Origin of the sequence: Arthrobacter sp. cf158 (assembly GCF_900106835.1) — a bacterium.
Lineage (GTDB): Bacteria > Actinomycetota > Actinomycetes > Actinomycetales > Micrococcaceae > Arthrobacter.
On the sequence record NZ_FNNR01000002.1, the window covers coordinates 615,627 to 639,715 of the forward strand.

General features: G+C 62.5%; 25 protein-coding genes, 1 pseudogene and 1 riboswitch. Of the genes and pseudogenes, 19 read left to right on the forward strand and 7 right to left on the reverse strand.

Annotated features, from left to right (window positions below; genetic code table 11):
- The first annotated feature begins 85 nt into the window (after nt 1-85).
- Both ffh and BLW08_RS05870 read left to right on the forward strand, forming a co-directional pair.
- On the forward strand, nt 86-1,666 hold the full coding sequence (ffh, locus tag BLW08_RS05865) for a signal recognition particle protein (RefSeq protein ID WP_018776214.1): 1,581 nt from the start codon (nt 86-88) through the stop codon (nt 1,664-1,666).
- A 69-nt stretch (nt 1,667-1,735) separates the two neighbouring features.
- A complete protein-coding gene (locus BLW08_RS05870; protein ID WP_091323845.1) occupies nt 1,736-2,458 on the forward strand; it encodes an alpha/beta fold hydrolase in 723 nt (240 codons plus the stop codon).
- Here the strand turns inward: BLW08_RS05870 and thiC are convergent.
- Complete coding sequence (thiC, locus tag BLW08_RS05875; protein WP_302846899.1) at nt 2,441-4,267, reverse strand: phosphomethylpyrimidine synthase ThiC; 1,827 nt, start codon at nt 4,265-4,267, stop codon at nt 2,441-2,443. The two genes, BLW08_RS05870 and thiC, sit on opposite strands and share 18 nt — an antisense overlap.
- Nucleotides 4,268-4,324: 57 nt before the next feature.
- Nucleotides 4,325-4,432: riboswitch (TPP riboswitch) on the reverse strand.
- Nucleotides 4,433-4,517: 85 nt separating this feature from the next.
- Between thiC and BLW08_RS05880 the strand changes: the two genes are divergently transcribed.
- The 17 genes from BLW08_RS05880 (at nt 4,518) to BLW08_RS05960 (ending at nt 17,909) form a co-directional block, all read left to right on the forward strand.
- On the forward strand, nt 4,518-5,600 hold the full coding sequence (locus BLW08_RS05880) for an amidohydrolase family protein (protein WP_091323848.1): 1,083 nt from the start codon (nt 4,518-4,520) through the stop codon (nt 5,598-5,600).
- A gap of 78 nt (nt 5,601-5,678) precedes the next feature.
- Nucleotides 5,679-6,551 (forward strand): VOC family protein, encoded by an 873-nt coding sequence (locus BLW08_RS05885; protein WP_091323850.1) that lies wholly within the window; start codon nt 5,679-5,681, stop codon nt 6,549-6,551.
- A gap of 120 nt (nt 6,552-6,671) precedes the next feature.
- Nucleotides 6,672-7,109 (forward strand): hypothetical protein, encoded by a 438-nt coding sequence (locus BLW08_RS05890; RefSeq protein WP_254779707.1) that lies wholly within the window; start codon nt 6,672-6,674, stop codon nt 7,107-7,109.
- A gap of 234 nt (nt 7,110-7,343) precedes the next feature.
- Nucleotides 7,344-7,766 carry a 30S ribosomal protein S16 gene (rpsP, locus tag BLW08_RS05895; RefSeq protein WP_018776208.1) on the forward strand — a complete coding sequence of 141 codons (423 nt, stop codon included), beginning with the start codon at nt 7,344-7,346 and terminating at the stop codon, nt 7,764-7,766.
- 1 nt (nt 7,767) lies between these two features.
- On the forward strand, nt 7,768-8,010 hold the full coding sequence (locus tag BLW08_RS05900; RefSeq protein WP_011775119.1) for an RNA-binding protein: 243 nt from the start codon (nt 7,768-7,770) through the stop codon (nt 8,008-8,010).
- 129 nt (nt 8,011-8,139) lie between these two features.
- Nucleotides 8,140-8,682, forward strand: a complete 543-nt coding sequence (gene rimM, locus BLW08_RS05905) for a ribosome maturation factor RimM (RefSeq protein WP_091323851.1) — start codon at nt 8,140-8,142, stop codon at nt 8,680-8,682.
- Complete coding sequence (gene trmD / locus BLW08_RS05910; protein ID WP_090818945.1) at nt 8,683-9,483, forward strand: tRNA (guanosine(37)-N1)-methyltransferase TrmD; 801 nt, start codon at nt 8,683-8,685, stop codon at nt 9,481-9,483.
- Nucleotides 9,484-9,748: 265 nt separating this feature from the next.
- Nucleotides 9,749-10,102 (forward strand): 50S ribosomal protein L19, encoded by a 354-nt coding sequence (rplS, locus tag BLW08_RS05915; protein WP_090818948.1) that lies wholly within the window; start codon nt 9,749-9,751, stop codon nt 10,100-10,102.
- A gap of 80 nt (nt 10,103-10,182) precedes the next feature.
- A complete protein-coding gene (gene lepB, locus BLW08_RS05920) occupies nt 10,183-10,860 on the forward strand; it encodes a signal peptidase I (protein ID WP_090818951.1) in 678 nt (225 codons plus the stop codon).
- Nucleotides 10,861-11,730 carry a signal peptidase I gene (lepB, locus tag BLW08_RS05925; protein WP_090818954.1) on the forward strand — a complete coding sequence of 290 codons (870 nt, stop codon included), beginning with the start codon at nt 10,861-10,863 and terminating at the stop codon, nt 11,728-11,730. It begins immediately after the preceding gene.
- Nucleotides 11,730-12,515 carry a ribonuclease HII gene (locus BLW08_RS05930; RefSeq protein ID WP_090818957.1) on the forward strand — a complete coding sequence of 262 codons (786 nt, stop codon included), beginning with the start codon at nt 11,730-11,732 and terminating at the stop codon, nt 12,513-12,515. Before lepB (BLW08_RS05925) ends, BLW08_RS05930 begins: the two co-directional genes overlap by 1 nt.
- Before the next feature lie 56 nt (nt 12,516-12,571).
- Nucleotides 12,572-12,916, forward strand: a complete 345-nt coding sequence (locus tag BLW08_RS05935) for a DUF2469 domain-containing protein (protein ID WP_090818960.1) — start codon at nt 12,572-12,574, stop codon at nt 12,914-12,916.
- Nucleotides 12,917-13,019: 103 nt separating this feature from the next.
- On the forward strand, nt 13,020-13,385 hold the full coding sequence (locus BLW08_RS05940; protein ID WP_175538588.1) for a YraN family protein: 366 nt from the start codon (nt 13,020-13,022) through the stop codon (nt 13,383-13,385).
- On the forward strand, nt 13,386-14,927 hold the full coding sequence (locus tag BLW08_RS05945) for a YifB family Mg chelatase-like AAA ATPase (protein WP_091323854.1): 1,542 nt from the start codon (nt 13,386-13,388) through the stop codon (nt 14,925-14,927).
- Nucleotides 14,924-16,156 (forward strand): DNA-processing protein DprA, encoded by a 1,233-nt coding sequence (gene dprA / locus BLW08_RS05950; RefSeq protein ID WP_091323855.1) that lies wholly within the window; start codon nt 14,924-14,926, stop codon nt 16,154-16,156. Before BLW08_RS05945 ends, dprA begins: the two co-directional genes overlap by 4 nt.
- A gap of 63 nt (nt 16,157-16,219) precedes the next feature.
- On the forward strand, nt 16,220-17,146 hold the full coding sequence (locus tag BLW08_RS05955; RefSeq protein WP_175538589.1) for a tyrosine recombinase XerC: 927 nt from the start codon (nt 16,220-16,222) through the stop codon (nt 17,144-17,146).
- Nucleotides 17,147-17,405: 259 nt separating this feature from the next.
- Nucleotides 17,406-17,909, forward strand: coding sequence for a DUF3145 domain-containing protein (locus tag BLW08_RS05960; protein WP_026005636.1), 504 nt, complete (start codon nt 17,406-17,408; stop codon nt 17,907-17,909).
- Between the two features lie 92 nt (nt 17,910-18,001).
- On the opposite strand, the gene BLW08_RS05965 is transcribed toward BLW08_RS05960, so the two are convergent.
- The 6 genes and pseudogenes from BLW08_RS05965 to BLW08_RS05990 all read right to left on the reverse strand — a co-directional run.
- Entirely contained in the window at nt 18,002-19,237 is a 1,236-nt protein-coding gene (locus BLW08_RS05965) for a beta-ketoacyl-[acyl-carrier-protein] synthase family protein (protein WP_090818971.1), read from the reverse strand.
- 131 nt (nt 19,238-19,368) lie between these two features.
- On the reverse strand, nt 19,369-19,614 hold the full coding sequence (locus BLW08_RS05970; RefSeq protein ID WP_011692310.1) for an acyl carrier protein: 246 nt from the start codon (nt 19,612-19,614) through the stop codon (nt 19,369-19,371).
- Nucleotides 19,615-19,701: 87 nt separating this feature from the next.
- The gene (locus tag BLW08_RS05975) at nt 19,702-20,763 is read right to left on the reverse strand and encodes a beta-ketoacyl-ACP synthase III (RefSeq protein WP_090818974.1); all 1,062 of its coding nucleotides are present in this window, start codon (nt 20,761-20,763) and stop codon (nt 19,702-19,704) included.
- Nucleotides 20,760-21,689: an ACP S-malonyltransferase gene (locus tag BLW08_RS05980; protein WP_175538590.1), complete on the reverse strand. Its 930-nt coding sequence runs from the start codon at nt 21,687-21,689 to the stop codon at nt 20,760-20,762. The genes BLW08_RS05975 and BLW08_RS05980 overlap by 4 nt, the downstream gene beginning before the upstream one ends.
- 88 nt (nt 21,690-21,777) lie before the next feature.
- Nucleotides 21,778-23,022, reverse strand: a complete 1,245-nt coding sequence (locus tag BLW08_RS05985) for a PucR family transcriptional regulator (RefSeq protein WP_090818980.1) — start codon at nt 23,020-23,022, stop codon at nt 21,778-21,780.
- Between the two features lie 208 nt (nt 23,023-23,230).
- Nucleotides 23,231-24,089, reverse strand: a pseudogene (locus BLW08_RS05990) (pyruvate dehydrogenase (acetyl-transferring), homodimeric type); the annotation flags it as partial.

Here is a 24,089-nt window from a genome sequence, read left to right on the forward strand (position 1 = left end):
GACATGTTTGCTGGGGGCAATCGTCAAGACTCTGGTGGGCCGCTTTGGCCGCCATTCGTAGACCATCGAAAGAAGTGCACGGCGCGTGTTCAATTCACTCTCTGACCGGTTGACAGCAACCTTCAAGAACCTCCGTGGCAAGGGCCGCCTCACCGAGGCTGATGTCGATGCCACCGTCCGGGAGATTCGCCGTGCCCTTTTGGACGCCGATGTTGCCGTGTCTGTGGTCCGCGAGTTCACCGGCCGCATCCGCGAACGCGCCCTGGGCGCTGAAGTCTCGGGAGCGTTGAACCCGAGCCAGCAGATCGTAAAGATCGTCAACGAGGAACTCAAGGAGATCCTCGGTGGTGAGACCCGCCGCATTCGCCTGGCCAAGACCGGGCCCACCATCATCATGCTCGCTGGCCTCCAAGGTGCCGGTAAGACCACCCTTGCCGGCAAGCTGTCCAAGTGGCTCAAGGCCCAGGGACACAGCCCCATGCTGGTAGCCTGCGACCTCCAGCGCCCCAACGCTGTCACGCAGCTCCAGGTTGTTGGCCAACGCGCAGGCGTCCCGGTCTTCGCTCCGCACCCCGGCGCGACCTCCGAACTTGAGCACCCCGCCGGTGATCCGGTGGCAGTCGCCAAGGCCGGCGTTGAGGAAGCCCGCCAGAAGCTGCACGACGTCGTCATCGTTGACACCGCCGGCCGCCTTGGCGTCGACGCCGAAATGATGGACCAGGCACGCCGTATCCGTCAGGCGATCATTCCCAACGAAGTCCTCTTCGTGATCGACTCCATGATTGGCCAGGATGCCGTCAACACGGCGATGGCCTTCGATGAAGGCGTCAACTTCACGGGCATCGTGCTGTCCAAGCTCGACGGCGACGCCCGGGGCGGCGCCGCTTTGTCAGTGGCGTCCGTTACCGGTAAGCCGGTCATGTTTGCGTCCACCGGCGAAGGCCTGGACGACTTTGAACTCTTCCACCCTGACCGCATGGCTTCCCGCATCCTGGACATGGGTGACGTCCTCACCCTGATCGAACAGGCAGAGAAGGCATGGGACAAGGACGAAGCCGCCAGGATGGCGAAGAAGTTCGCCGACCAGGAAGACTTCACCCTGGACGACTTCCTCGCCCAGATGCAGCAGATCCGCAACATGGGCTCCATGAAGAAGATGCTCATGATGATGCCGGGTGCGCAGAACATCCGTCAGCAGCTTGAGAACTTCGACGAAAAAGAGATCGACCGCGTCGAGGCCATCGTCCGCTCCATGACTCCCCATGAGCGTGTTGCGCCGAAAATCATCAACGGCTCACGCCGCGCGCGTATCGCCAAGGGCTCAGGTGTCCACGTTTCCGAGGTCAATGGCCTGTTGGAGCGTTTCGCCCAGGCGCAGAAGATGATGAAGAAGCTGGCCCAGGGCGGTGGCATGCCAGGTATGCCGGGAATGCCCGGGCTGGGCGGTCCCGGTGGCGGACGCAAGAACGGCAAGAACGCTCCCAAGAAGAAGGCCCGTTCCGGCAACCCGGCCAAGGCTGCGCAGGAGTTGCGCGACGCCGAGGCCAAGCGGGCCAATGCAGCCTCAGCTGCACCCACGGGCGCGGCTTTCGGGCAGGGCGCCGCGGATTTCGACCCGTCTTCCCTCAACCTTCCCAAGGGCTTCGACAAGTTCCTCGGAAAGTAGACATCGCTTCCCAAGGGGCCGGGTCTGCCGGTCCCTTGGGATGTCAGAGCCGTGGAATAGGCTGAACCAATGCACAAGCAGCGCGTAGTCTTCGTTCACGGCCTGGGCAGTTTTGGTGCTGCGGCATGGCCGAAACAACATGGCATGGCCCTCGCTTATGATGCCTTGTTCCTCCGGCGGTTCGGCTTCGATGCTGTGGCCGATCCCCAGGAATCCAATGTGGCGGCCGACGTCGCCATTGTTGTCAATGCCCTGGTTGACTCTGGCGGCGGTCACATCGTGGCTCACGAGCAAGGTGCAATTTCCGCCATGCTGGCAGCGATCGAACGCCCCGATCTGGTGTATTCGCTCACGTTGGTGGAACCCGCGTGTTTGTCGCTGACGGCCGAGCTTCCGGCAACCGGTTCCCACCGGGCACTCATGGAACCACTGTTTGACGTCCGCGCGCAGCTTAACGACGCCGATTACCAGCGTGAGTACTTCCGGCGGGCCTTCTCTGCGGAGACCGGGGGACTGGATACTCCGGAAGCGCGCCGTTCCGCCCGCAGGCTGAGGCTCCAAGCGCCGCCCTGGGAGGCTCCGCTGCACATTGTTCCCGGTGTTCCCACGCTGGTGCTGACCGGAGGCTGGGAACCTCTTTATGAGGAAATCGCCGGCTACCTCCAGGAAACCGGTGCCCTCCGCCGTGTTGCAGCGGGAGGACACCGGCCCCAGGATTCAGTCGACGGCGATCACATCATCCGCACGTTTGTTGCCGATGTGGGACGCGCCATGTCAGTTCAGGCTTCCTGAACCGCCCGTGCTCTGGCTGGCCGGGACCTGGAGTTCCGGAAGGTAAACCTTTCCGCCGGCAGCCAGGAACTCCGCGCTCTTCTCCCGCATCCCGCTGTACATGTCAGCGATTGCCGCTTGTGCCTCGGCGGAACCGTACTCGTCGCGGATGTCCTGGCTGATCCGCATAGAGCAGAATTTGGGGCCGCACATCGAGCAGAAGTGGGCCGTCTTGGCCGGTTCTGCCGGCAGCGTTTCGTCATGGAACGCTTCGGCCGTCACAGGATCCAGGGACAACGCGAACTGATCGCGCCAACGGAACTCGAACCTGGCTTTGGAGAGGGCGTCATCCCTTTCATTCGCCCCGGGGTGACCCTTGGCGAGGTCAGCAGCGTGGGCGGCGATCTTGTAGGTAATGACACCTGTCTTCACGTCGTCCTTGTTCGGCAGTCCAAGGTGCTCTTTGGGAGTGACGTAGCAAAGCATGGCGGTGCCGTAGCGGGCGATCTCGGTGGCGCCTATGGCCGAAGTGATGTGGTCATAGCCGGGGGCGACATCGGTAACCAGCGGGCCAAGCGTGTAGAAGGGGGCTCCCTTGCACAGTTCCTGCTGGCGTTCCACGTTTTCCCGGACCAGGTGGAACGGCACATGGCCGGGGCCTTCCACCATTACCTGAACGTCGAACTCCCAGGCTCGCTGCGTCAGCTCGGCGAGGGTATCCAGCTCGGCGAACTGGGCGGCGTCGTTGGCATCGGCCGTCGCACCGGGGCGCAGGCCATCGCCCAGGGAGAACGCGACGTCGTATTGGGCGAAGATTTCGCAGAGCTCGTCAAAATGCGTGTACAGGAAATTTTCCTGGTGGTGTGCCAGGCACCAACCGGCCATGATGGAACCGCCGCGGGACACAATGCCCGTGACCCTGTTGGCCGTGAGGGGTACATAGCGCAGGAGCACGCCGGCATGGATGGTCATGTAGTCCACGCCTTGCTCGCACTGCTCGATCACGGTATCGCGGAAGATTTCCCACGTGAGCTTGTTCGCTTCACCATTGACCTTTTCCAAGGCCTGGTAAATGGGAACGGTGCCGATGGGAACCGGGGAGTTGCGGATGATCCATTCGCGGGTGGTGTGGATGTCATCGCCAGTGGAGAGATCCATGACTGTGTCCGCACCCCATTGGGTGGCCCACTGCAGTTTGTCCACTTCCTCGGCGATGGAGCTCGTCACCGCGGAGTTGCCGATGTTGGCGTTGATCTTCACCAGGAAGGCCTTGCCAATGATCATTGGCTCGGATTCCGGGTGGTTGATGTTGTTGGGGATGATGGCCCTGCCGGCGGCGACTTCGCTGCGGACAAGCTCAACATCGCAGTTCTCCCGCAAAGCAACGAACTGCATTTCCCGGGTTACCATTCCCTGTTTCGCGTAGTGCATCTGCGTGACGGTCTTGCCCTCCACGGCACGGCGGGGCACCGGTTGCCCACCTTTCCATTCCGCTGATGCTGCCCCGCGCCGAACCGCAGACTTGCCGTCGTCAAGCAAGTTGCGTGCGCGCCCGGAGTAGGGCTCGGTGTCGCGGCGATCTTCGATCCACGCCGAGCGGAAGGGCTCAAGGCCAACCACGGGATCGCTCCCGGGTCCGGCCGTCCGATAGACCTGCAACGGCTCATTGGCCAAGCCGTTGGGCGACGGCTCCAATGCAATCTCCGTAACGGGAACGCGGATGCCATTGGTGGGATCCTCCACCCACGCCAGCGAGTGGGACTTCAGCGATTGCGTCACCGTCTCAACGCCGGTTTCGCCGGAGCCTGGCTGGTTTTGGCCTGCGCTCAACTCGTTTTGGCCCGCGTTCTTCCCGTTTTGGGCAGGGCTGTGCTGTGTTTCCGTGGTGCTCAAGGATTACTCACTTCCTTCGCCGGCATTACCCGGACAGGTTCAACGGTCGCAGACTGCATCAGTCCGATCTCAGCCCCTGCAGGGGCCCCCGTGTGGTCGTAGATGAAGCTACCACAGCTGCCTACTGGCGCACAGTCACATGGACGCATCCGGTCCACGTGGCCCTGCTGCGGATTAGGCTTTTCCCATGGCCTCCATCATTGAATTCAGCGGACCTGTGCTTGTCTCGTCGGTCGAAGAGCGCCACGGAATGTGGTCTGTGGACGGTGTTCTGACCTTCGAGTGCCCCTCGGAAACGCCGGACAGGGTGTTGGATGGCTGGGTCCTGCCCGGATTCGTGGACGCCCACTGCCACATAGGGCTCGGAGCGGGAGGGGCCGTGGACGAGCAGGTCACTTTCGCCCAGGCCACAGCAGACCGCGACGCCGGAACGCTGCTCATCCGCGATGCCGGATCACCCAGCGACACACGATGGGTGCAGCAGCGGCGGGACCTGCCGCGCCTGATCAGGGCAGGGCGGCACATTGCCCGGAGCCGGCGCTACCTTCGCGGACTGGGGCATGAAATTGAACCCGGCCAGCTGGTGGAGACTGTGCGGAAGGAAGCCCGCGACGGCGATGGCTGGGTAAAGCTCGTGGGGGATTGGATCGACCGCGGTGTGGGGGATCTGGCGGCCTCTTTCCCGGCCAAGACAGTCAAGGACGCCATCGCTGCCGCGCACGACGAGGGCGCCCGCGTCACGGCTCATTGTTTCGCCGAGGACACCATCGATGACATGCTCGATGCCAACATCGACTGCATCGAACATGCCACGGGTCTTCTGCCACGGCACCTTCCCCGCCTCGTGGAACAGGCAGTGCCCATCGTTCCGACGCTGGTCAACATCGCTACCTTTCCGGACATCGCCAGCCAGGCCGCCCCAAAGTTTCCGGTGTACGCGGACCACATGGTGCGTCTTTGGGAGCGTCGCAGGGAGCGGGTCCTCGAAGCTTTTGAGTCCGGCGTTGAGATTTTCGCTGGAACGGACGCGGGCAGCGTGATCAAGCACGGCAGGATCGCTGACGAAATGATGGAACTGCACGACGCCGGCCTGCCGCCGGCCGCTGTCCTGGACGCCGCAGCCTGGCGTGCCCGTGCATGGCTGGGAGCCGAGGGCATCAGCGAGGGGGCAAGTGCCGACGTCGTGCTGTGCAGTGAGGATCCGAGGCGTGACCTAAGGACTGTCACCGAGCTCAAGCACATCGTCCTCCGTGGCAATGTGGTGGGTTAGGAATAAATTGAAGCTTCAAGTAATTTACTAAGGTAGAAAGGTGCCGATGCGCGGCCACCTCAGAACCAGGAGCTTCACATGACCACTTCATCCACCCAGGATCTTCTTCCTGCCGAACTCACCATGGGCACCGTGATGCTCAAGGTTGGCGACATGAAGGTCATGGGCGATTACTATCAGCGCGCCCTGGGCCTGGACATAGTGGCCGAGCAGGACGGTGGGCTGTATCTGGGGCGCATCGGAAAGCCGGTGGTGCATCTTGCCCCTGCGGCCGGCCTGCAGATTCCAGGTCGCGGCGAAGCGGGCCTCTTTCACACTGCCATCCTGTTCCAGGACCAACCCTCGCTTGCCGCCACTATTGCCACGGCCGCCGAGTATGAGCCCCGCGCCTTCGCCGGCAGTGCAGACCACCTTGTCAGTGAAGCTTTCTACTTCACCGATCCTGAAGGTAACGGCATTGAGCTCTACTACGACAAGCCCCGCGAGCTGTGGCAGTGGGATGGCACCTCTGTGGTCATGGACAACGTTGCGCTCCCGCCGCAGCGGTTCCTGCAGCAGCACTTGAGTGAAGCTGCCGTGACCGGTCAGCGCGAGGCTGCTGCCGGCGTCGGGCATGTGCACCTGCAGGTGGGTGACGTCGAGTCTGCGCAAAAGTTCTATGTGGACACCCTGGGCTTCGAACGTACAGCCGGTTGGCACGGCCAGGCCCTGTTCGTCTCCGCCGGTGGGTATCACCACCACATGGCCATGAACGTCTGGAACAGTCGCGGTGCAGGTCCGCGGCGGGACACCCTTGGCCTGGGGGAGGTCCTGATCGAAGTGCCCGGCATGGATGACGTGGCGGCGCTGGCCGATCGACTCAAGATCGCGGGCGTGCAAAACCATCACACGGGCGCTGAGCTGCGGTTTGATGATCCGTGGCGGAACAAGCTGCGTGTCGCCGTTCGCTGACCCGGCTGTCCGGTCCTCGATGGCGCCGGTCCCTGACTGCACTAGGCTGGGCAGTGACGGCACGGAACCTTTGTTCGTGTGCCGCCGCCCCGTCAGCACGAAGGAATGAGAGTACTTTCCATGGGCTTTGCCGAAATTTTTGTAGCCACCCACGATGAAGCACTCAAGCGGGCAGCAGCCTTGGACAAGGGTGCGGACGTCGGCGGACCCGCCGTCAGGATTGATGGGATCACCGATTTTGAGGTGGAGCAGTTGGGCGACCTCGCGGGCCAGGCCGTCCATGCCGCAGGCGCCGACTACGAACTCGCTTTGGTTGATGTCACCAGCGACGCGCTTTTGGGTGTCCCCGAAGCCATGGTCCGGGCGCTCGCCGAGCTGCTCACCTATGAGAGCGAAGGCGACGCCAACGTGCTGGATGACGTCGCTGCGGCGTGGGCCGCGCAGGATGACATGCCCTTCGACGCTGGCCAATCGCGGCAGTACGTCCAGCAATTGGCTGCCCTGGCTACGGATGTGGAAAAGGTTGAACGCTCCGGGCTGTACGTCTGGTCCGTCTGACGGAATATCCGGAGGCGGGAGTCGCGTCCGGAGCTGGAGTGAGCAAGAACACGCCGCCCCACGTGGTGGAAGTCGTAATTGAGGCGGGCATCTGGCACAATAGACAGGTACTCGATCGGTGCGGCCCCTCTCTCCGTGCTCGTATCTTGTCCTTCGAACCGTCAAGTATGGCCCGCCCCACGGGTGCAGAACGTCGGGTTCAACCCCGTTTCAGAAACAGGAGTGACCACAAAAGTGGCCGTAAAGATTCGCCTTAAGCGCTTCGGTAAGATGCGCGCACCGTACTACCGCATCGTCGTCATGGATGCCCGCGCCAAGCGCGATGGCCGTGCCATTGAAGAAATCGGCAAGTACCACCCCACCGAAGAGCCGTCGTACATCGAGGTCGCTTCCGAGCGCGCCCAGTACTGGCTTTCCGTCGGCGCCCAGCCGACTGAGCAGGTTGCTGCGATCCTCAAGATCACCGGTGACTGGCAGAAGTTCAAGGGCCTCCCGGGCCAGGAAGGCACCCTGAAGACCAAAGCTCCGAAGGAAGCTTTCGTAGCTCCGGAGAAGGGTTCCGTCATCATTCCGGAAGCCATCACCAAGAAGGCCAAGAAGGACGACGCTGCTGAGGCTCCGGCCGAGGCTGAAGCAGAGACCACCGAGGCTGAGTAAGTTGCTGGCAGAAGCGCTCGAGCACTTGGTCCGTGGGATCGTTGACAGCCCTGAGGATGTCAAGGTCAGTGCCAAGAACAACCGCCGCGGGGAATCCCTCGAGGTGCGCGTTCACCAGGAGGACCTCGGACGGGTGATCGGCCGTCAAGGACGCACCGCACGCGCATTGCGCACTGTGGTTGCAGCTTTGGCTGGTGGCGAGCAGGTCAGGGTCGACGTCGTCGACACCGACCGCCGCCGGTAACGCGCTCAGCACTACTTGTCTTAGATCCGGCCCCTTCACCGAATATGGTGGAGGGGCCGGATTGCTTTATCCACCATTTCATCACCGTGGCTGCCCGGCGGCCCGGTACACAAGAATTCAGAGGAATCCATGCAGCTCCAGGTGGCCCGGATCGGCAAACCCCACGGCATTCGCGGCGAGGTCACGGTGCAGGTACTCACTGACGCGCCTTCCGAGCGGTTTGTCGCAGGAACCGAGTTCGTCGTGGAGCCGGCCTCTGCCGGCCCGCTGACTATCCGCAGCGCCCGGTGGAACAAGGACATCCTTTTGCTTGGTTTCGAGGAAATCGCGGACCGTAACGCTGCCGAGGCTATCCGTGGCGCCAAGCTCTTCATCGAAACAGAAGAACTCGACGACGAAGACGACGACGAGGGCTGGTATGAGCACGAACTGCTTGGCCTTGAAGCTCGGGTCGGATCGCAGGTTGTTGGTAAAGTAGCCGCACTCACGACGTTGCCGGTCCAGGATCTCCTGACGGTCAAGACGGAGGAGGGCAAGGAGATCCTCATTCCGTTCGTCGATGAGATCGTGCCGGAGGTCAACATCGAAGCCGGGTACGTCCTGATCACTCCGCCTGCCGGCCTTTTTGAGATCAACGACGCCGCGGTTGAGGAATCAGGGGATGATGCCTGAATGAGGATAGATGTCGTCAGCATTTTTCCTGAGTACCTGGCGCCCCTGGAGCTCTCACTCATAGGCAAGGCCCGCCAGGATGGCTTGCTTGAACTCAACGTCCACGATCTCCGGACCTTCACCACTGATAGGCACCGTACGGTGGACGATACCCCGTATGGCGGCGGTGCGGGCATGGTCATGAAGCCGGAACCGTGGGCGCAAGCCCTTGAATCTGTGGCGACTTCGCGTGAAGGTTCCAAGCCCGTCCTGATTGTTCCTTCGCCGGCAGGGGAGCGGTTCAATCAGGCGCTGGCCTATGAACTTGCCGAGGAAGAACACCTTGTCTTCGCTTGTGGTCGCTACGAGGGAATCGATGAGCGCGTCATTGATTGGGCGAAGGAACACTTTACCGTCCGGCCAGTGAGCCTGGGCGACTATGTGCTCAACGGCGGCGAAGTAGCCGTCTTGGCCATGGTGGAAGCCGTCGGGCGTCTCCTTCCGGGGGTAGTAGGTAATCCCGAATCCCTGGTTGAGGAATCCCACTCCGATGGCTTGTTGGAATATCCGGTCTACACCAAGCCGTCCGCGTGGCGTGACCATGAAGTACCGGCCATCCTGCTCAGCGGCAACCACGGAAAGATTGCCCAGTGGCGGCGCCACGAACAGTTTCGCCGCACGGCGGAGCGGCGGCCGGACCTTCTGGACGGATTCGACGCCGGTACGCTGACCCGCGCTGACCGCAACGCCCTTGCGGACCTGGGGTACGCGGTGGTCGAGGGCCGCCTGCGCCCCCGGCCCGGCGGCGACGCCGAAAACTAAAGCCACCTTCCGGCGTCGAACCTTCCACGAGTCCGGCAGTTGGCCGGATGGGTGCGCTTATGGCAGAATTAACCCTTGTGTCTGCTGGGCTGACACCTGCCACAGGGGGAGTTCAGCCAACAGTCGGACAACCCGGCGACGCCAATCAGTGGTGGAGCCGGACACAAAGAAACTTCGGCGGAGATTTCCGGCTGGCTTTCATGCCCCGGGCTTGTTCGCCGTAACCCAAAGTGAATGACCTGTGGCGTTCACCAGGAGTGGATTAATGCATATCCTCGATAGCGTAGATGCAGCCTCGCTGCGTAGCGATGTTCCGGAGTTCCGCGCGGGCGACACCCTCAAGGTTCACGTCAACATCATCGAAGGCAAGAACTCCCGTGTCCAGGTATTCCAGGGCTTCGTCCTGGGCCGCCAGGGCGACGGCGTTCGCGAAACCTTCACCGTGCGCAAGGTTTCCTTCGGTGTCGGCGTAGAGCGTACCTTCCCGGTACACTCCCCGATCATCGACAAGATCGAGGTCGTCACCAAGGGTGACGTCCGCCGCGCCAAGCTTTACTACATGCGCGCACTGCGCGGTAAGGCTGCGAAGATCAAGGAAAAGCGCGACTTCGCCAAGTAAGTCCTGCGACTTACGCAACGGGTCCAGGATTCGTGCCCGGTTGTTCCGGAGCAATCCGCAACGCAACAGGGATACGAGTCATGGACACATCAGAACGCCAGCCCCGGAAACAGGGCTGGCGTTTTGTTTTGCTCGCATTGGTGCTGGCCGTTGCGATCAGCGGCCTGGTCCGGTCCTTGTGGCTGGATGTTTACTACATTCCGTCCGAATCCATGGAGCCCTTGCTGGAGTCGGGAGACCGAATCCTGGTGTCCCGTACAGCGTTCGCCAGACAGCCGATTCAGCGGGGCGACATCGTGGTTTTTGATGGACGTGGATCCTTCGCTCCGCTGAGCAGCGGACAGGGACCATTCGTGGATGCCGTGTCCGCAGCCAGCCAGTGGTTTGGACTCACGGGCAGTGACACCACCTATGTGAAGCGGGTCATCGGTGTCCCCGGTGACCACGTCCAATGCTGCGATGCGGGCGGATTCCTCACAGTCAACGGTCAGCAGCTTGAGGAACCCTATATTTACCCGGGGGACGAGGCCAGCAAACAGAAATTCGACGTCGTGGTGCCCTCTGGCCGACTCTGGCTGATGGGTGACCATCGCTCGCGTTCCGCCGACTCACGTGGCCTGCTCGGAGCGCCGGGCGGGGGCATGGTTCCCATCGAGCGTGTCATCGGCCGACCGGTCCAGATCATCTGGCCACTTGATAGATTTGCAGAGATGCCTCACTCCACGCAGGCGGAATCACCATCGAAGAACGGACAGTAGATGCCGGACAAAGCTCCAGAGAATCCCGAGCGGTACGACGACGACGCCCGGAGCTCGGATGGATCGGCAAGCGCCGCCGGTGTGACCCAGTCCCGCCAAGCGGACGACGACGTGTCGCGGGCTCCGGACGCCACTGACGATTCCGCATCCCGTGATTCCCAGGGTGGTGCCCACGCTGCGGAAAAACCGCGGAAAAACCCTGTTCTGGTGTGGGTCAAGGAGATCGTCACCGTGGTGGCTATCGCGCTGGTGTTGTCCTTCCTCCTGAAGACGTTCCTGTTCCGGGCTTTCTACATTCCTTCGGAGTCCATGGAGAGCACCTTGGACGTCAACGACCGCATCTTCATCAATCTCCTGGTCCCCGGCCCGTTCGATCTTCAGCGTGGAGACGTCGTAGTCTTCAAGGACACCCAGGCCTGGTTGCCGCCAGTGGCCCCGAAACCGGCTGGCCCCATGGATTGGGTTGGGGATGGCCTGGAGTTTGTGGGATTGGCTCCTGACGACAATGAACAGCACCTGGTGAAGCGCATCATTGGGCTGCCGGGTGACAGGGTGTCGTGCTGTGACGCCCAAGGCCACCTCTCGATCAACGGTAAACCGGTCAACGAAACATACATTAATCCCGCAGAGGTGCCGTTCCCGAAACCATTCGACATCGTTGTGCCGGAGGGCAAGGTCTGGGTGATGGGCGACAACCGCAACCACTCCGAGGACTCCCGGGCGCATCAGGAAGTTAATGGGGGATTCGTCAACATTGAGGACGTCGAAGGCAAAGCCACTGTTATTGCATGGCCCGTGAACCGGTGGACCATCCTAGATAACTATCCCGACGTCTTCCGCGATGTTCCCAAAGGCACGTCAGGTAACTGATGGCTACGGTGACCACAGGCGCGACCGGCAGGACCACCGTGAAGGCCCCCGCCAAGTCCAAGGCAAAGACCAAGCCCAAGCCCAAGGGGAAAATCCCAGAGGGTTTCCCGACGCTTGACGTGGAAAGGTCCTTCCTGTCCTCTGGAGTCCGTCTGTTGGCCGGCGTGGATGAAGTAGGCCGCGGCGCATTGGCGGGTCCGGTCAGCGTAGGAATCGCCGTTGTTGAACTGGAGAGCCACGGCTTGCTTGCAGGTGTCAGGGACAGCAAACTGCTCAAACCCGACGACCGCGACCGGCTCGAACCGCTTGTTCGGGACTGGGCTATTGCCTCCGCAGTGGGGCATGCCACGTCCAGGGAAATTGATGAGATTGGCATCATCGCGGCATTACGGCTTGCGGGCACGCGAGCGTGGTTTGAGATCCTGGCCGGCGGCGTCACCCCTGATGTGGTCCTGCTGGACGGCAGCCACAATTGGCTTTCACCGGAAGTCCAGGCTTCGCTCTTCGATACAGCCCCCGCCGGTCCCGGGTGCGAGGCTCCGGTCCATACCAGGGTCAAAGCAGACATGAGCTGCCTCAGTGTCGCCGCCGCCAGCGTGCTGGCCAAAGTGGCGCGTGACCGCATCATGGTGGACTTGCATTCGGAACTGCCCGCATACGGCTGGAATGAGAACAAGGGCTACGCAACCGCAGCACACAGGGATGTCATCCGGCAGCAGGGCCCCAGCGCCTACCACCGGACCAGCTGGCACCTTACAGGACCTGAACCACTGGCAGGGCCCTGATCTGACCCACCTCCCCGGTGGCGCCTGGTGCCCGGCTGATAGTGCAAGATGGAACTATGAGTGCCGAGGACCTTGAGAACTATGAAACCGATATGGAGCTACAGCTCTACCGCGAATACCGGGATGTTGTCGGCCTGTTCAGCTACGTCGTGGAAACCGAGCGGCGGTTCTACCTCGCCAACCATGTGGATCTTCAGGCCCGCAGTGCAGATGGTGAAGTCTACTTTGACCTGACCCTGCAGGACGCCTGGGTATGGGACGTCTACCGTTCTGCCCGCTTTGTGAAGAACGTGCGGGTTATCACCTTCAAGGACGTCAATGTTGAGGAGCTTCCCCGTAGCGAAGAGTTGTCGCTGCCCAAGGATGGCGGGCTCGGAGACCTGGGAGATCTTGGCAACTAGCACCACCACTGGTCCTCAACAGAGCCGATTCCAGCAGGTTACCCACATAGCGGCATGACCGCCTGCCGCCGGTCGCTCCCAGCCTGAATGCTGGAGAGCGGAGGTGGTGGTCATGAGAGCAAAAGACCTGCTGGGCCGCAACGGCGAAGTGCTGGCGGCTGGTTTCCTGGAAAACCAGGGGATGCGGATCGTCGACCGCAACTGGCGGTGCACAGACGGTGAAATCGACATTGTGGCGTTGGAGGGCGACACCCTCGTCGTGGCTGAGGTAAAGACCCGGCGGAGCCTGGACTACGGGCACCCGTTTGAAGCTGTGGGTGCGGCCAAGTTGGCTCGTCTCCAGCGGCTTGCTTCAGCATGGTGCCGGGCGCACGAACTCGATGTGCCGCTCCGTCGCATCGATGTTGTGTCGGTGATTGATAACGGCATCGGCGATCCGGAACTCGAGCACCTGCGGGGTGTCGGGTAGATGGGGGTCGGCCGCAGTTACTGTGTTGCTTTGCTTGGCCTCAACGGATACATCGTGGAAGTTGAGGCTGACATTGGCCAAACTTTGCCAAACTTCGTGATTCTGGGCCTGCCCGATGCTGCCCTTAACGAGGCCAAGGAACGCATTCGTTCCGCAGCCCAAAACTCGGGGATTCCCCTCAGCCGACGCAAAATCACGGCCAACCTTATTCCTGCGTCCCTGCCCAAGCGTGGATCCGGCTTTGACCTCGCTATCACCATGGCGGTGCTCCGGGCAGCCGACGACATCCGTTCCATCGGCGGGACAGTGTTCATTGCCGAACTTGGCTTGGACGGCAGGCTAAGGCCGGTTCGCGGGATACTTCCGGCCGTAATGGCTGCTGTTCAGGCGGGTTATCCGGACGTCGTGGTGTCTGAGGCCAATGCCGCGGAAGCCTCCTTGGTGCCCGGCGCCAACGTTCGGGGGTACAAAACCCTCGCCCGGCTTGCGTTCGACTTCGGCGCGGACCCCAAGGAGCTCGCTCTGGACTACGATCCTCCGGGCGACGACCTCCCGGACGACGATGGCGATACTGCGACTGTCATGGCAGATCTTTGCGACGTATCCGGACAAGGAGAAGCCCGCCGTGCCTTGGAGGTGGCTGCAGCCGGTGGACACCACATGCTGCTGACAGGTCCGCCCGGGGCGGGTAAGACCATGTTGGCCGAACGACTCCCGGGACTGCTCCCGGACTTGGCGGATAAGGCAGCCATGGAGGTCACCGCCATCCATTCTCTGGCAGCTGTCCAGTCGTCCGCCGTGCGGTTGATCCGCAGGCCACCGTTTGAGAACCCCCATCACAGCGCCACTGCTGCGGCCATCATCGGAGGCGGTTCCGGCCTCCCCAGACCGGGTGCGGCCTCACGCGCCCACCGCGGTGTCCTTTTTCTTGACGAGGCCCCCGAGTACGAGCGGCGTGTGTTGGACGCCCTCCGCCAACCTCTTGAAAGCGGGGAGCTGGTTATCCATCGCTCTGCGGGGACTGCTGCCTACCCCGCCCGTTTCCAGTTGGTCTTGGCGGCCAATCCTTGCCCCTGCGGAAAAGCGTCAGGCAAGGGCATGGACTGCACCTGCACGGCGATGATGCGGCGCAGGTACTTCGGACGAATTTCAGGGCCGCTTTTGGACCGGGTGGACATCCAGCTTCAGGTGGAACGGGTGTCCTTGGCTGACTTTGGCCAGGCGGGCAAAGAAGAAGACAGCCGCGCTGTCGCCGGGCGTGTCTTGGCTGCCAGGGAACGGCAAATCGAGCGATTGCGCGTGCTCGGCCTGGAAACCAATTCGCAGGTGCCAGGACGCACGCTGCGTGGCGAACTCCGGTTGGCTCCGGGAACCACGCGCATCCTGGACACCGCCTTGGAGCGCGGCACTCTCACTGCGCGTGGGTACGATCGCGTCCTGCGGCTCGCGTGGACACTGGCAGACCTGGGGCACAGCGACGCCCCTGACATCGATCACATCGGGCAGGCGCTCGGCCTACGACAGGCCTCGGCTGCATCATGACGACTACCAACACGAAAGGAAACGAAGGCGTGGCGGCAATGGGGATACAGGAGAACGAACGGATTGCCAGGGCCGCGTTGGCGCGGCTGTTGGAACCTCAGGATTCGGTGGGGTTGGCTTTGGTAAAGGCACTGGGTGCCGTCGACGCTTTGGGCGTAGCCACCGGAGAACTGGCCCCCGGACCCAGCCTGGAGCAGGAGATTTCCGCCTTGCTCATGGGCGAAGGCGGCCCCGCCACCTGGCCAGGGCTTTCGGCCAGCCAGCGGCGCTGGGCGCCTCGGGTGGCCGACCTTGCCCCAGACCGGGACCTGGAAACCATGCGCCGGATGGGTGGACGGCTTATTGTGCCGGGGGACGAGTTCTGGCCGAAGCAACTGGCAGACCTTGGCCTTCAGGAACCCCTTTGCCTGTGGTGGCGTGGACAGGAGCAACCGTTGCCGACCGCCCGGCAAGCCATCGCTCTGGTGGGATCACGGGACAGTACAAGTTACGGAGCCTCCGTCACAGGGGATCTGGCCTATGGCTTGGCCCAGCGCGGATACACCGTGGTTTCAGGTGGTGCCTATGGCATTGACGCGCACGCACATCGCGGCGCACTCAGTGGCGGGGTCGCATCCGTGCCCACCATCGCTGTGATGGCTGGAGGGGTGGACCGGTTCTACCCGGCAGGCAACGAGGACCTGCTGCGCGCCGTGTCCAGCCAGGGCGCTGTCATTTCGGAGGTTCCTCCTGGATCCGCCCCAACACGCTACAGATTCCTGCAAAGGAACCGCATCATTGCAGCTTTGGCGTCCGTCACTGTAGTGGTGGAGGCGCGCTGGCGTTCGGGCGCGCTCAACACGGCCCACCACGCTGAGTCCATCGGCCGCGTGGTTGCAACCGTCCCGGGGTCCATTCACAGTGCCAACTCGGCTGGCTGCCACCGGCTGCTGCGTGACGGGGGAGCCGTATGCGTTACCGACGTTGGCGAAATCGCCGAGCTTGCCGGAGCTATCGGTGAAACCCACAGCGCAGAAAAGGACGTGGCCGCAGCCGTGCACGACGACCTGTCCTTGGAAGACCTGATCCTTCTGGACGCTCTGCCCCTCCGGTCCACCACCTCGGTGGAGAAACTGACTGTGGTGGCTGGATTGAGCGCGGACGCTGTGCGCGCAGGCCTCGGTCGGCTGGGGTTGCTGGGGCTCGCCTCTTCGGAGCGGGGTGCGTGGAAGCGGGTCAAGAATGCGTAGGGGGCAAGGCAAAGAGCATGTCGATACTCCCCGACGGTCCATGGTGCTGGCACAGTGGGAAGCGTGGACGGACAATCACTGCCAGCATCCCTGCAAGACGCAGTCGAAGGTTTTCGGCGCTTCCTGGAGGGCGAACGCGCGAGGTCTTCGCACACTGTCCGTGCCTACCTCGCAGATGTCGAGAGTCTTCTCGGTTTTGCTGTCCAGGAGGGGATCGAAGAGCTTGGTCAACTGGAGCTGGGTTCCCTCCGGCGCTGGCTCGGCGCGCAGAGTGAGGCAGGCATGGCCAGAGCCACGTTGGCACGGCGTGCAGCAACAGCCAGATCCTTCACAGGGTGGGCCCTCAGGGAAGAACTCATCACCACGGACCCTGCCGTGCGTCTTCAGGCGCCCAAGAAGGGCAAATCCCTTCCCGGCGTCCTGCAGCAGCAGCAGGTTACCCGGATGGTGGAAGACCTGAACACTGCTGCAGCGGAGGGCGGCCCCATGGCCGTGCGGAACCGGGCCATGGTTGAACTGCTCTACGCCACGGGTGTACGCGTGGGTGAACTCGCCGGGTTGGACATCGATGACCTTGATCCTGACCGCCGAACCCTCCGGGTGCTGGGCAAGGGAAACAAGGAGCGCACGGTCCCCTTCGGTGTTCCCGCAGCCGTAGCCGTGGATGACTGGTTGAGACGCGGCCGCCCAGCGGTGGTGACTGCTTCCAGTGGCCCGGCTTTGTTCCTCGGCGTCCGGGGCAACAGGGTTGATCCCCGGCAGATCCGTGGCGTGGTGAATGAACTGCTGCAGGCCTTGGGTGACACCGCAGCTACGGGGCCGCATGCCCTTCGGCACAGCGCTGCCACCCACCTGCTCGACGGGGGAGCGGATTTGAGGGCTGTCCAGGAGATTCTCGGCCACAGTAGCCTCGCCACCACTCAGATCTACACCCACGTCTCTGTGGACAGGCTCCGCAAAAGCTACCAACAGGCTCACCCCAGGGCCTGAAATAGAACTGATGCGTCCCAACTCGGGTGCTGATGCGTCCGCACTGGCGGAAATGGACAGCGTACGGCAAAATGAAAGCACCACGGGGAAACCTTCAATTCGAAGTTGAGGGTTATATCTGTGCCAAGATCGTCAGTAGCATTACCAATAAATCAATAGCCTGTCAGGGCCCACATGAATTTCATGGCATCCGGCAGCAACAGCAAGCATCCAGGCAGAGGTCGTTGGGGAAGACGTACCTACAGCTATGGAGGATGGAATGTCTGTTGCAACAACCCGCGGTGTCCTGTTCGTGCACTCGGCCCCTACGGCGCTTTGCCCGCACGTTGAGTGGGCCATCGGATCGGTCGTGGACAAGCGGACCGATCTTGAGTGGACCCCTCAGCCTGCTGCGCCTGGAATGTTCCGGGCCGAGTTGTCGTGGACCGGAACGCCCGGCACGGGGGCTCAACTGGCGTCCGCACTCCGTGGCTGGGCGCATCTGCGGTACGAGGTCACCGAAGAGCCGAGCCAGGGCGTTGATGGAGCGCGTTGGTCACACACTCCCGAACTCGGCATTTTCCATGCGGTCACGGACGTCCATGGCAACATCATGGTGACGGAAGACCGCATCCGGTACGCCTATGAGTCAGGTGCCGGCGACCCCTCTGCCGTGTACCACGAACTGTCGTTGGCCCTGGGTGAAGCATGGGACGAAGAGCTTGAGCCCTTCCGTCACGCGGCAGAAGGTGCTCCGGTGCGCTGGCTGCACCAAGTGGGCTAGGACTCCGCGATAACACCCCCATAGCAATGAAGAGGGCCCCACCTGTGGTGGGGCCCTCTTCATGTCTCAATGAGTCGGTGGTGACGCCGGGATCAGACGTTCCGGACTGCAATGACGGCGTTGTGTCCGCCGAAGCCGAAGGAGTTGCTCAGAGCCACGATATCGCCTGCCGGCAAGTCCCGGACCGATGTCACGACGTCGAGAGGGATCTCTGGATCCTGGTTCTCGAGGTTGATGGTCACCGGTGCCTTGCGCTCGTAGACAGCCAGTACGGTCAGTACTGCCTCAACGGCGCCGGAAGCTCCCAGGAGGTGGCCCATTTGCGACTTGGTGGCAGAGACCGCCACATTGTCCACGTGGGTCCCCAGAGCGGCACGCAGGGCCGTGTACTCGGGCTTGTCGCCAACCGGGGTTGAGGTGGCGTGCGCGTTGACGTGCACCACGTCCTCAGCCTGGATCCGGCCATCAAACATCGCAGCCTTGAGTGCGCGGGTGGCACCCAGGCCCTCGGGGTCCGGTGCTGTGATGTGGTAGGCATCTGCGGTCACGGACGTTCCGGCCAGCTCGGCGTAGATGCGGGCACCACGGGCGATTGCGTGTTCTTCGGCCTCAAGGACCAAAGCGCCGGCGCCTTCACCCATGACGAAACCGTCACGGTCGATGTCGTAAGGGCGGGATGCGCGTTCGGGCTCGTCGTTGCGGCGCGAGAGTGCCTGCATGGAGGAGAAAGCGGCCAGAGGCATCGGGTGGATGGCAGCTTCCGCACCACCGCACACCACAACGTCCGCTTTGCCCGAACGGATGAGATCCAGGCCAAGGTGAAGGGCTTCCGTGCCTGATGCGCAGGCCGAAACAGGAGTGTGCGCTCCGGCGCGGGCTCCAAGGTCCAGGCTGACCGCAGCCGCCACGCCGTTGGGCATCAACATGGGAACGGTCATGGGCAGGACCCTGCGGGGTCCCTTGTCCCTCAGCGTGTCCCAGGCGTCAAGGAGTGTCCAGACGCCGCCGATGCCGGTGGCGAAGGCTACAGCCAGGCGATCGTGGTCGATCTCTTCAATCCCGGCGTCGGACCAGGCCTCACGGGCTGCGATGACACCAAACTGCGTGGACGGGTCCATGCGCTTGGCCTCAACCCGGCTCAGGACCTCAAGGGCCGGCGTCGAGCACCGGGCAGCAAAGTGGACGGGGAGGTCGTACTTGGCCACCCACTCATCTTCGAGCGTACGGGCGCCGGAGACCCCTTTCAGCGCGTTCTGCCACATTGTGGGTACGTCGCCGCCGATGGGAGTGGTGGCCCCCAGACCGGTTATGACTACTTTGCGTGCCATGCGATCACTCTCTGTCGGATCAGCCGTCCAACCTGCAGGTTTCACAGGGGGAGGCAAGAAAATCTTTGGGCGTTACTGCGGCTGTGCCGGGCTCAGGGATGGAATCCCGGCCCGGCACAGCTGTGTCAGGACTAGGCCTGTGCGTTGGCGATGAAGCTGACGGCGTCGCCGACGGTCTTGAGGTTCTTGACCTCTTCGTCCGGGATGCGAACGCCGAACTTTTCCTCAGCGTTGACCACGATGGTCATCATGGAGATGGAGTCGATGTCCAGGTCCTCGGTGAAGGACTTGTCCAGCTCCACGGCTTCGGTGGCGAGGCCGGTCTCTTCGTTGACGATTTCAGCCAGGCCGGCCAGGATTTCTTCGTTGCTAGCCATTGTTGGCTCCTTTTCTTGATATACCGGCTACTGCCGGAAAGGGGGCAAACCGCGGTTACGGTTTGGGTTTGTAAGTCGTCTTTGGTTCTACGGCAGAACAACTACCTGGGCACCGAACACCAGACCGGCGCCGAAACCGATCTGCAGTGCCAAGCCGCCGCTCAGCTCAGGGTTTTCCTTGAGCAAGCGGTGCGTTGCCAGTGGGATGGAGGCCGCGGACGTGTTGCCCGCCTGCGCGATGTCGCGGCCGATGACAACGGATTCGGGAAGCTTGAGCTTCTTGACCATCTCGTCAATGATGCGCATGTTCGCTTGGTGGGGAACGAAGGCAGCGAGGTCGCTCGCTTCGATGCCGGCGGCATCCAGAGCTTGCTGGGCTACCTTTGCCATTTCCCAGACGGCCCAGCGGAACACAGTCTGACCATCCTGGCGCAGTGTGGGCCAGACATCCTGGGTGGCGGAGAGAATGGCGGGGTCGTCGATCTCATCAGAGTGTCGGGCCGATTCGCCCAGTTTTTTGACGTCCTCCAGCGAGTGGGTCATTCCAATGGCATCCCACTTGCTGCCGTCAGAGCCCCAGACCGAGGGGCCGATTCCGGGAGTGTCGGACGGGCCAACCACCACAGCGCCGGCACCGTCACCGAGGAGGAAGGAAATGGTGCGTTCATGGTTGTCGATGACGTCGGATAGCTTTTCCGCGCCAACGACGAGCACGTACTCGGCCGCGCCGGAGCGGACCAAAGCATCGGCCTGGGCCACGCCATAGCAGTACCCGGCGCACGCGGCGGAGATATCAAAGGCCGGTGCCGGCGTCGCGCCCAAACGGTCGGTGAGGGCAGCGGCGGCCGACGGCGTCGCATAGGGGTGCGTCACGGTGGATACGATGACTGCTCCCAGCTGGGACGCTTCGATTCCCGCCTGTGCAAGTGCCTCGCGTGCTGCACCTTCGGCCATGTCGATGACGCTGACATCGGCAGCCGCGCGGTGGCGGGTGATGATGCCGGTGCGTTGGCGGATCCACTCGTCGGACGAATCAATCCACTGGCAGACGTCCTCGTTGGTGACGATCACGTCCGGGCGGTATGCGCCGATGCCCAGGATGCGTGCGTTCTCGTTGACCGCAGCCTTATTGAGTACGGGGGTGCTCATGCCTGGCCCTCCAATTCAGCAAAAAGTGCGAGTGCCGCGGACAGGTCATCCGGGGTCTTGACTGCAACTGTCTTCACGCCCGGCATGCCCCGTTTGGCCAGGCCGGCGAGCGTACCAGCGGGCGCGAGCTCAATGACGCCGGTAACGCCGCGCTCAACGAGAGTTTCCATGCACAGGTCCCAGCGGACAGGGCGGGAAACCTGCGCGATCAGGCTTTCGACGGCGGCAGGTCCGGCCGTGACTTCCTTGCCATCGAAGTTCGACAGCAACGGAACAGCAGGGCTCTGCGGCGAAAGTGACGGCTTGAGGGCTTCTAGTGCGCTGACGGCAGGAGCCATGTGGGACGTATGGAAAGCGCCGGCTACTTTCAGGGGGATAACCCGGGCCTTGGCCGGCGGGTTCTCCGCCAACGCTTTCAGTTGCTCAAAGGTGCCCGCGGCGACGGTTTGGCCTGCGCCGTTAACGTTTGCGGGTGTGGCTCCCGAGGCTTCAATGGCGGCGAGGACCTCAGTGGGGTCGCCGCCTACAACAGCGCTCATGCCGGTGGGGGTAACCGCAGCTGCCGCGGCCATGCTGTTGGCCCGTTCCCGGACGAAGGTCATTGCTTCGGCATCAGTGAGGACCCCCGCCAGAGCGGAAGCCGTGATTTCCCCTACGGAGTGCCCGGCAAGGATGACGGGAAGTGTGCTGAGTTCGACGTCGAACAAAGACTTGGCGGCTACGAGGCCTGCCGCAACAATCAGCGGCTGAGCCACCGCAGTGTCCTTGATGGTCTCTTCATCCGAGGTGGTGCCGTGGGCCTTGAGGTCAATGCCTGCGATCTCGCTCAGGGAGGCCAAGTGGCCTTCGACGGAGGGGAGTTCCAGCCAAGGGGCTAAAAATCCGGGGGTCTGGGAGCCCTGTCCAGGGCAGACGATTGCAAGCACGTATCCAGCTTTCCAAATTGCCACGTGATCCACTGGTGTTTTGGTACACCAAGCTCACTGGGTCAGTTTGTAGGAAGTCTACAACGGTTCAGTTCTGTGAACGCGACGCGTGACGTTCGGGGGCGGCTTTTGGCTGGGCCGAAAGCCGGCCCACTACCAAGGCAGTTTGAAGCACAAAAGCCTCCCTTGGAAGGAGAGGATCCCAGCCTGTGACGTCGCAGACACGCTTCAAACGGTAGCGCACAGTGTTGGCATGGACGAACAGTTCGCGGGCTGTCGCTTCCAAGGAGTGCCCCAGCTCAAGGTAGGTTCCCAAGGTCTCCACCAAGCCGTTTGAGGCAGCCAAAAGAGGCCTGTAAATGTTCTTGATCAGTGAGCGGCGGGCGGCGTCGTCTCCGGAAACGACGCGCTCGGGAAGCAGGTCATCGGCAGCAACCGGCCGTGGAGCAGAAGGCCAGGCGCGGGCTGCCGTTAGCCCAGCGAAGGCTGCCTGAGCGGAACTGCTCGCTTCCAGGAGCGATCCTGCCTCCGGGCCATACACCACGGCGCCGGGCGCAAAAAGCTCGCTGAGCTTGACGTAGGCGGTGTCCCTGTCATTGACTCCGCCAAGTATCAGGATCAGCCTGTCTCCTTGGATTCCCACCAGTGCATCCTCCGCGAAACGCCCGGCGGTTCGGCGCAGTTCACTGACGTAGCTTGCACTGGGTTCCGACGGCGAATTGCCCACCATTACTGTGAAGCGCTCCTGGGCCTTCCAGCCGAGGGCCGCGATCCGGGACCTCAGGGCGTCCGTGTTTTCGCCGCGCAGGATGGCGTCCACGATCAGTGCTTCCAGGCGGGTGTCCCAGGAGCCTCGGGACTCGGCAGCCCGCGCGTAGACGTCTGCGGCAGCGAAGGCGACTTCACGCGAGTACCGCAGAACGGCTTCGCGCAGTGAAGGTTGGTCCGATTCCGGCGCGATCACCGGGACCTGGTCCTCGACTACTTCAACCACGATCCGGATCAGCTGCAGGGCCTTCTGCAGGCTGATGGAGCGTGTCAGTTCCGTGGGGGCATTGCCGAAGACGTCGGTCAGGATCCATGACGGCGAACTCGGCCGTTCGTACCACGTCACAAACGCCGCGATGCCGTTCTGTGCCACAAGGCCCAGGGCTGAGCGCTCATCGGAGCTGAGGCGGCTGTACCAGGGCAGCGACTTCTCCAGTTGGCGCATGGTGCTGGTGGACAGCTGGCCCACGTTGGCGCGGAGTTGCCGCAGAGTTTCGGCCTTTTCAGGCGACAATGCCTGGGTTGCTGCCTTGCGCTTGGAAGTTGTTTTGCTCGGCTCTGCCATGGAATGAGCATACGGGCCATCCCGTGCAAGCTCCATTTGTGAGAAGGCTACAACTGATGTTGTTGCTGATCACGTCGGGGTGAACGGTCCAGGCTGTTAAAGCCCGGGTTGTTAAAGCCCGACGGCGGCCCCCACCTTTCGGTGGAAGCCGCCATCGCGTTTATCGCTGGGTTAACCCCGCTGCCGGATAGTGTCCGGCAGCCTGCAGTCAGGCGTCTCCGCCTGCTCCGCCGGTGGTGCCGGCATTCACATCCAGGAGCCGGTACTTTTCGATCGCCTTTTCCAATGCGCCTGCTTCAACTTCGCCCTTGGCGGCGAGGAGTTGGAGGGTTTTGGCGACGATGGAGTGGGTGTCGTTTTTGAAGTAGCGGCGTGCGGCTTGGCGGGTGTCGGAGAAGCCGAAGCCGTCTGCTCCGAGGGAGGCGAAGTCGTTGGGGATGAATTGGCGGATTTGGTCGGGGACGGCTTTCATGTAGTCGGACACGGCGATGACGGGTCCGGTGGTGTCTTTGAGTTGTTCGGTGATGAACGGGGTGCGGGCGGGTTGGCCGGGGTTGAGGAAGGCGTGTTCTTCGGCGGCGAGTCCGTCGCGTCGGAGTTCGTTCCAGGAGGTCACGGAGAAGACGTCGGCGGCGACTCCCCAGTCCTCGTTGAGGATCCGTGCTGCTTCGAGGGCCCAGGGGACGGACACGCCGGAGGCGAGGATGTTCGCGGTGGGCCGGTTGGCCTCTCCCGCGGGGGCGTCTGCGAGTTTGTAGATGCCTTTGAGGAGTCCGTTGAGGTCGAGGTTTTCCGGTTCCGCGGGTTGGGTGATGGGTTCGTTGTAGACGGTGAGGTAGTACATGACATTTCTGTCATCGTCAGCGTCTGGTCCGTACATTTGTTCGAGGCCGTGGCGGATGATGTGGCCGATTTCGTAGCCGTAGGCGGGGTCGTAGGTTTTCACGGCGGGGTTGGTGGAGGCCAGGATGGGGGAGTGTCCGTCGGCGTGTTGGAGTCCTTCGCCGGTGAGGGTGGTCCGTCCTGCGGTGGCGCCGATGATGAAGCCGCGGGTCATTTGGTCCGCT

Coding starts and splice junctions, on each gene's coding strand:
- BLW08_RS05870 (WP_091323845.1), top strand. CDS start 1,736: ATGCACAAGCAGCGCGTAGTCTTCGTTCACGGCCTGGGCAGTTTTGGT.
- BLW08_RS05880 (WP_091323848.1), top strand. CDS start 4,518: ATGGCCTCCATCATTGAATTCAGCGGACCTGTGCTTGTCTCGTCGGTC.
- BLW08_RS05885 (WP_091323850.1), top strand. CDS start 5,679: ATGACCACTTCATCCACCCAGGATCTTCTTCCTGCCGAACTCACCATG.
- BLW08_RS05890 (WP_254779707.1), top strand. CDS start 6,672: ATGGGCTTTGCCGAAATTTTTGTAGCCACCCACGATGAAGCACTCAAG.
- rimM (WP_091323851.1), top strand. CDS start 8,140: ATGCAGCTCCAGGTGGCCCGGATCGGCAAACCCCACGGCATTCGCGGC.
- trmD (WP_090818945.1), top strand. CDS start 8,683: ATGAGGATAGATGTCGTCAGCATTTTTCCTGAGTACCTGGCGCCCCTG.
- rplS (WP_090818948.1), top strand. CDS start 9,749: ATGCATATCCTCGATAGCGTAGATGCAGCCTCGCTGCGTAGCGATGTT.
- lepB (WP_090818951.1), top strand. CDS start 10,183: ATGGACACATCAGAACGCCAGCCCCGGAAACAGGGCTGGCGTTTTGTT.
- lepB (WP_090818954.1), top strand. CDS start 10,861: ATGCCGGACAAAGCTCCAGAGAATCCCGAGCGGTACGACGACGACGCC.
- BLW08_RS05930 (WP_090818957.1), top strand. CDS start 11,730: ATGGCTACGGTGACCACAGGCGCGACCGGCAGGACCACCGTGAAGGCC.
- BLW08_RS05935 (WP_090818960.1), top strand. CDS start 12,572: ATGAGTGCCGAGGACCTTGAGAACTATGAAACCGATATGGAGCTACAG.
- BLW08_RS05945 (WP_091323854.1), top strand. CDS start 13,386: ATGGGGGTCGGCCGCAGTTACTGTGTTGCTTTGCTTGGCCTCAACGGA.
- dprA (WP_091323855.1), top strand. CDS start 14,924: ATGACGACTACCAACACGAAAGGAAACGAAGGCGTGGCGGCAATGGGG.
- BLW08_RS05960 (WP_026005636.1), top strand. CDS start 17,406: ATGTCTGTTGCAACAACCCGCGGTGTCCTGTTCGTGCACTCGGCCCCT.
- BLW08_RS05965 (WP_090818971.1), bottom strand. CDS start 19,237: ATGGCACGCAAAGTAGTCATAACCGGTCTGGGGGCCACCACTCCCATC.
- BLW08_RS05970 (WP_011692310.1), bottom strand. CDS start 19,614: ATGGCTAGCAACGAAGAAATCCTGGCCGGCCTGGCTGAAATCGTCAAC.
- BLW08_RS05975 (WP_090818974.1), bottom strand. CDS start 20,763: ATGAGCACCCCCGTACTCAATAAGGCTGCGGTCAACGAGAACGCACGC.
- BLW08_RS05985 (WP_090818980.1), bottom strand. CDS start 23,022: ATGGCAGAGCCGAGCAAAACAACTTCCAAGCGCAAGGCAGCAACCCAG.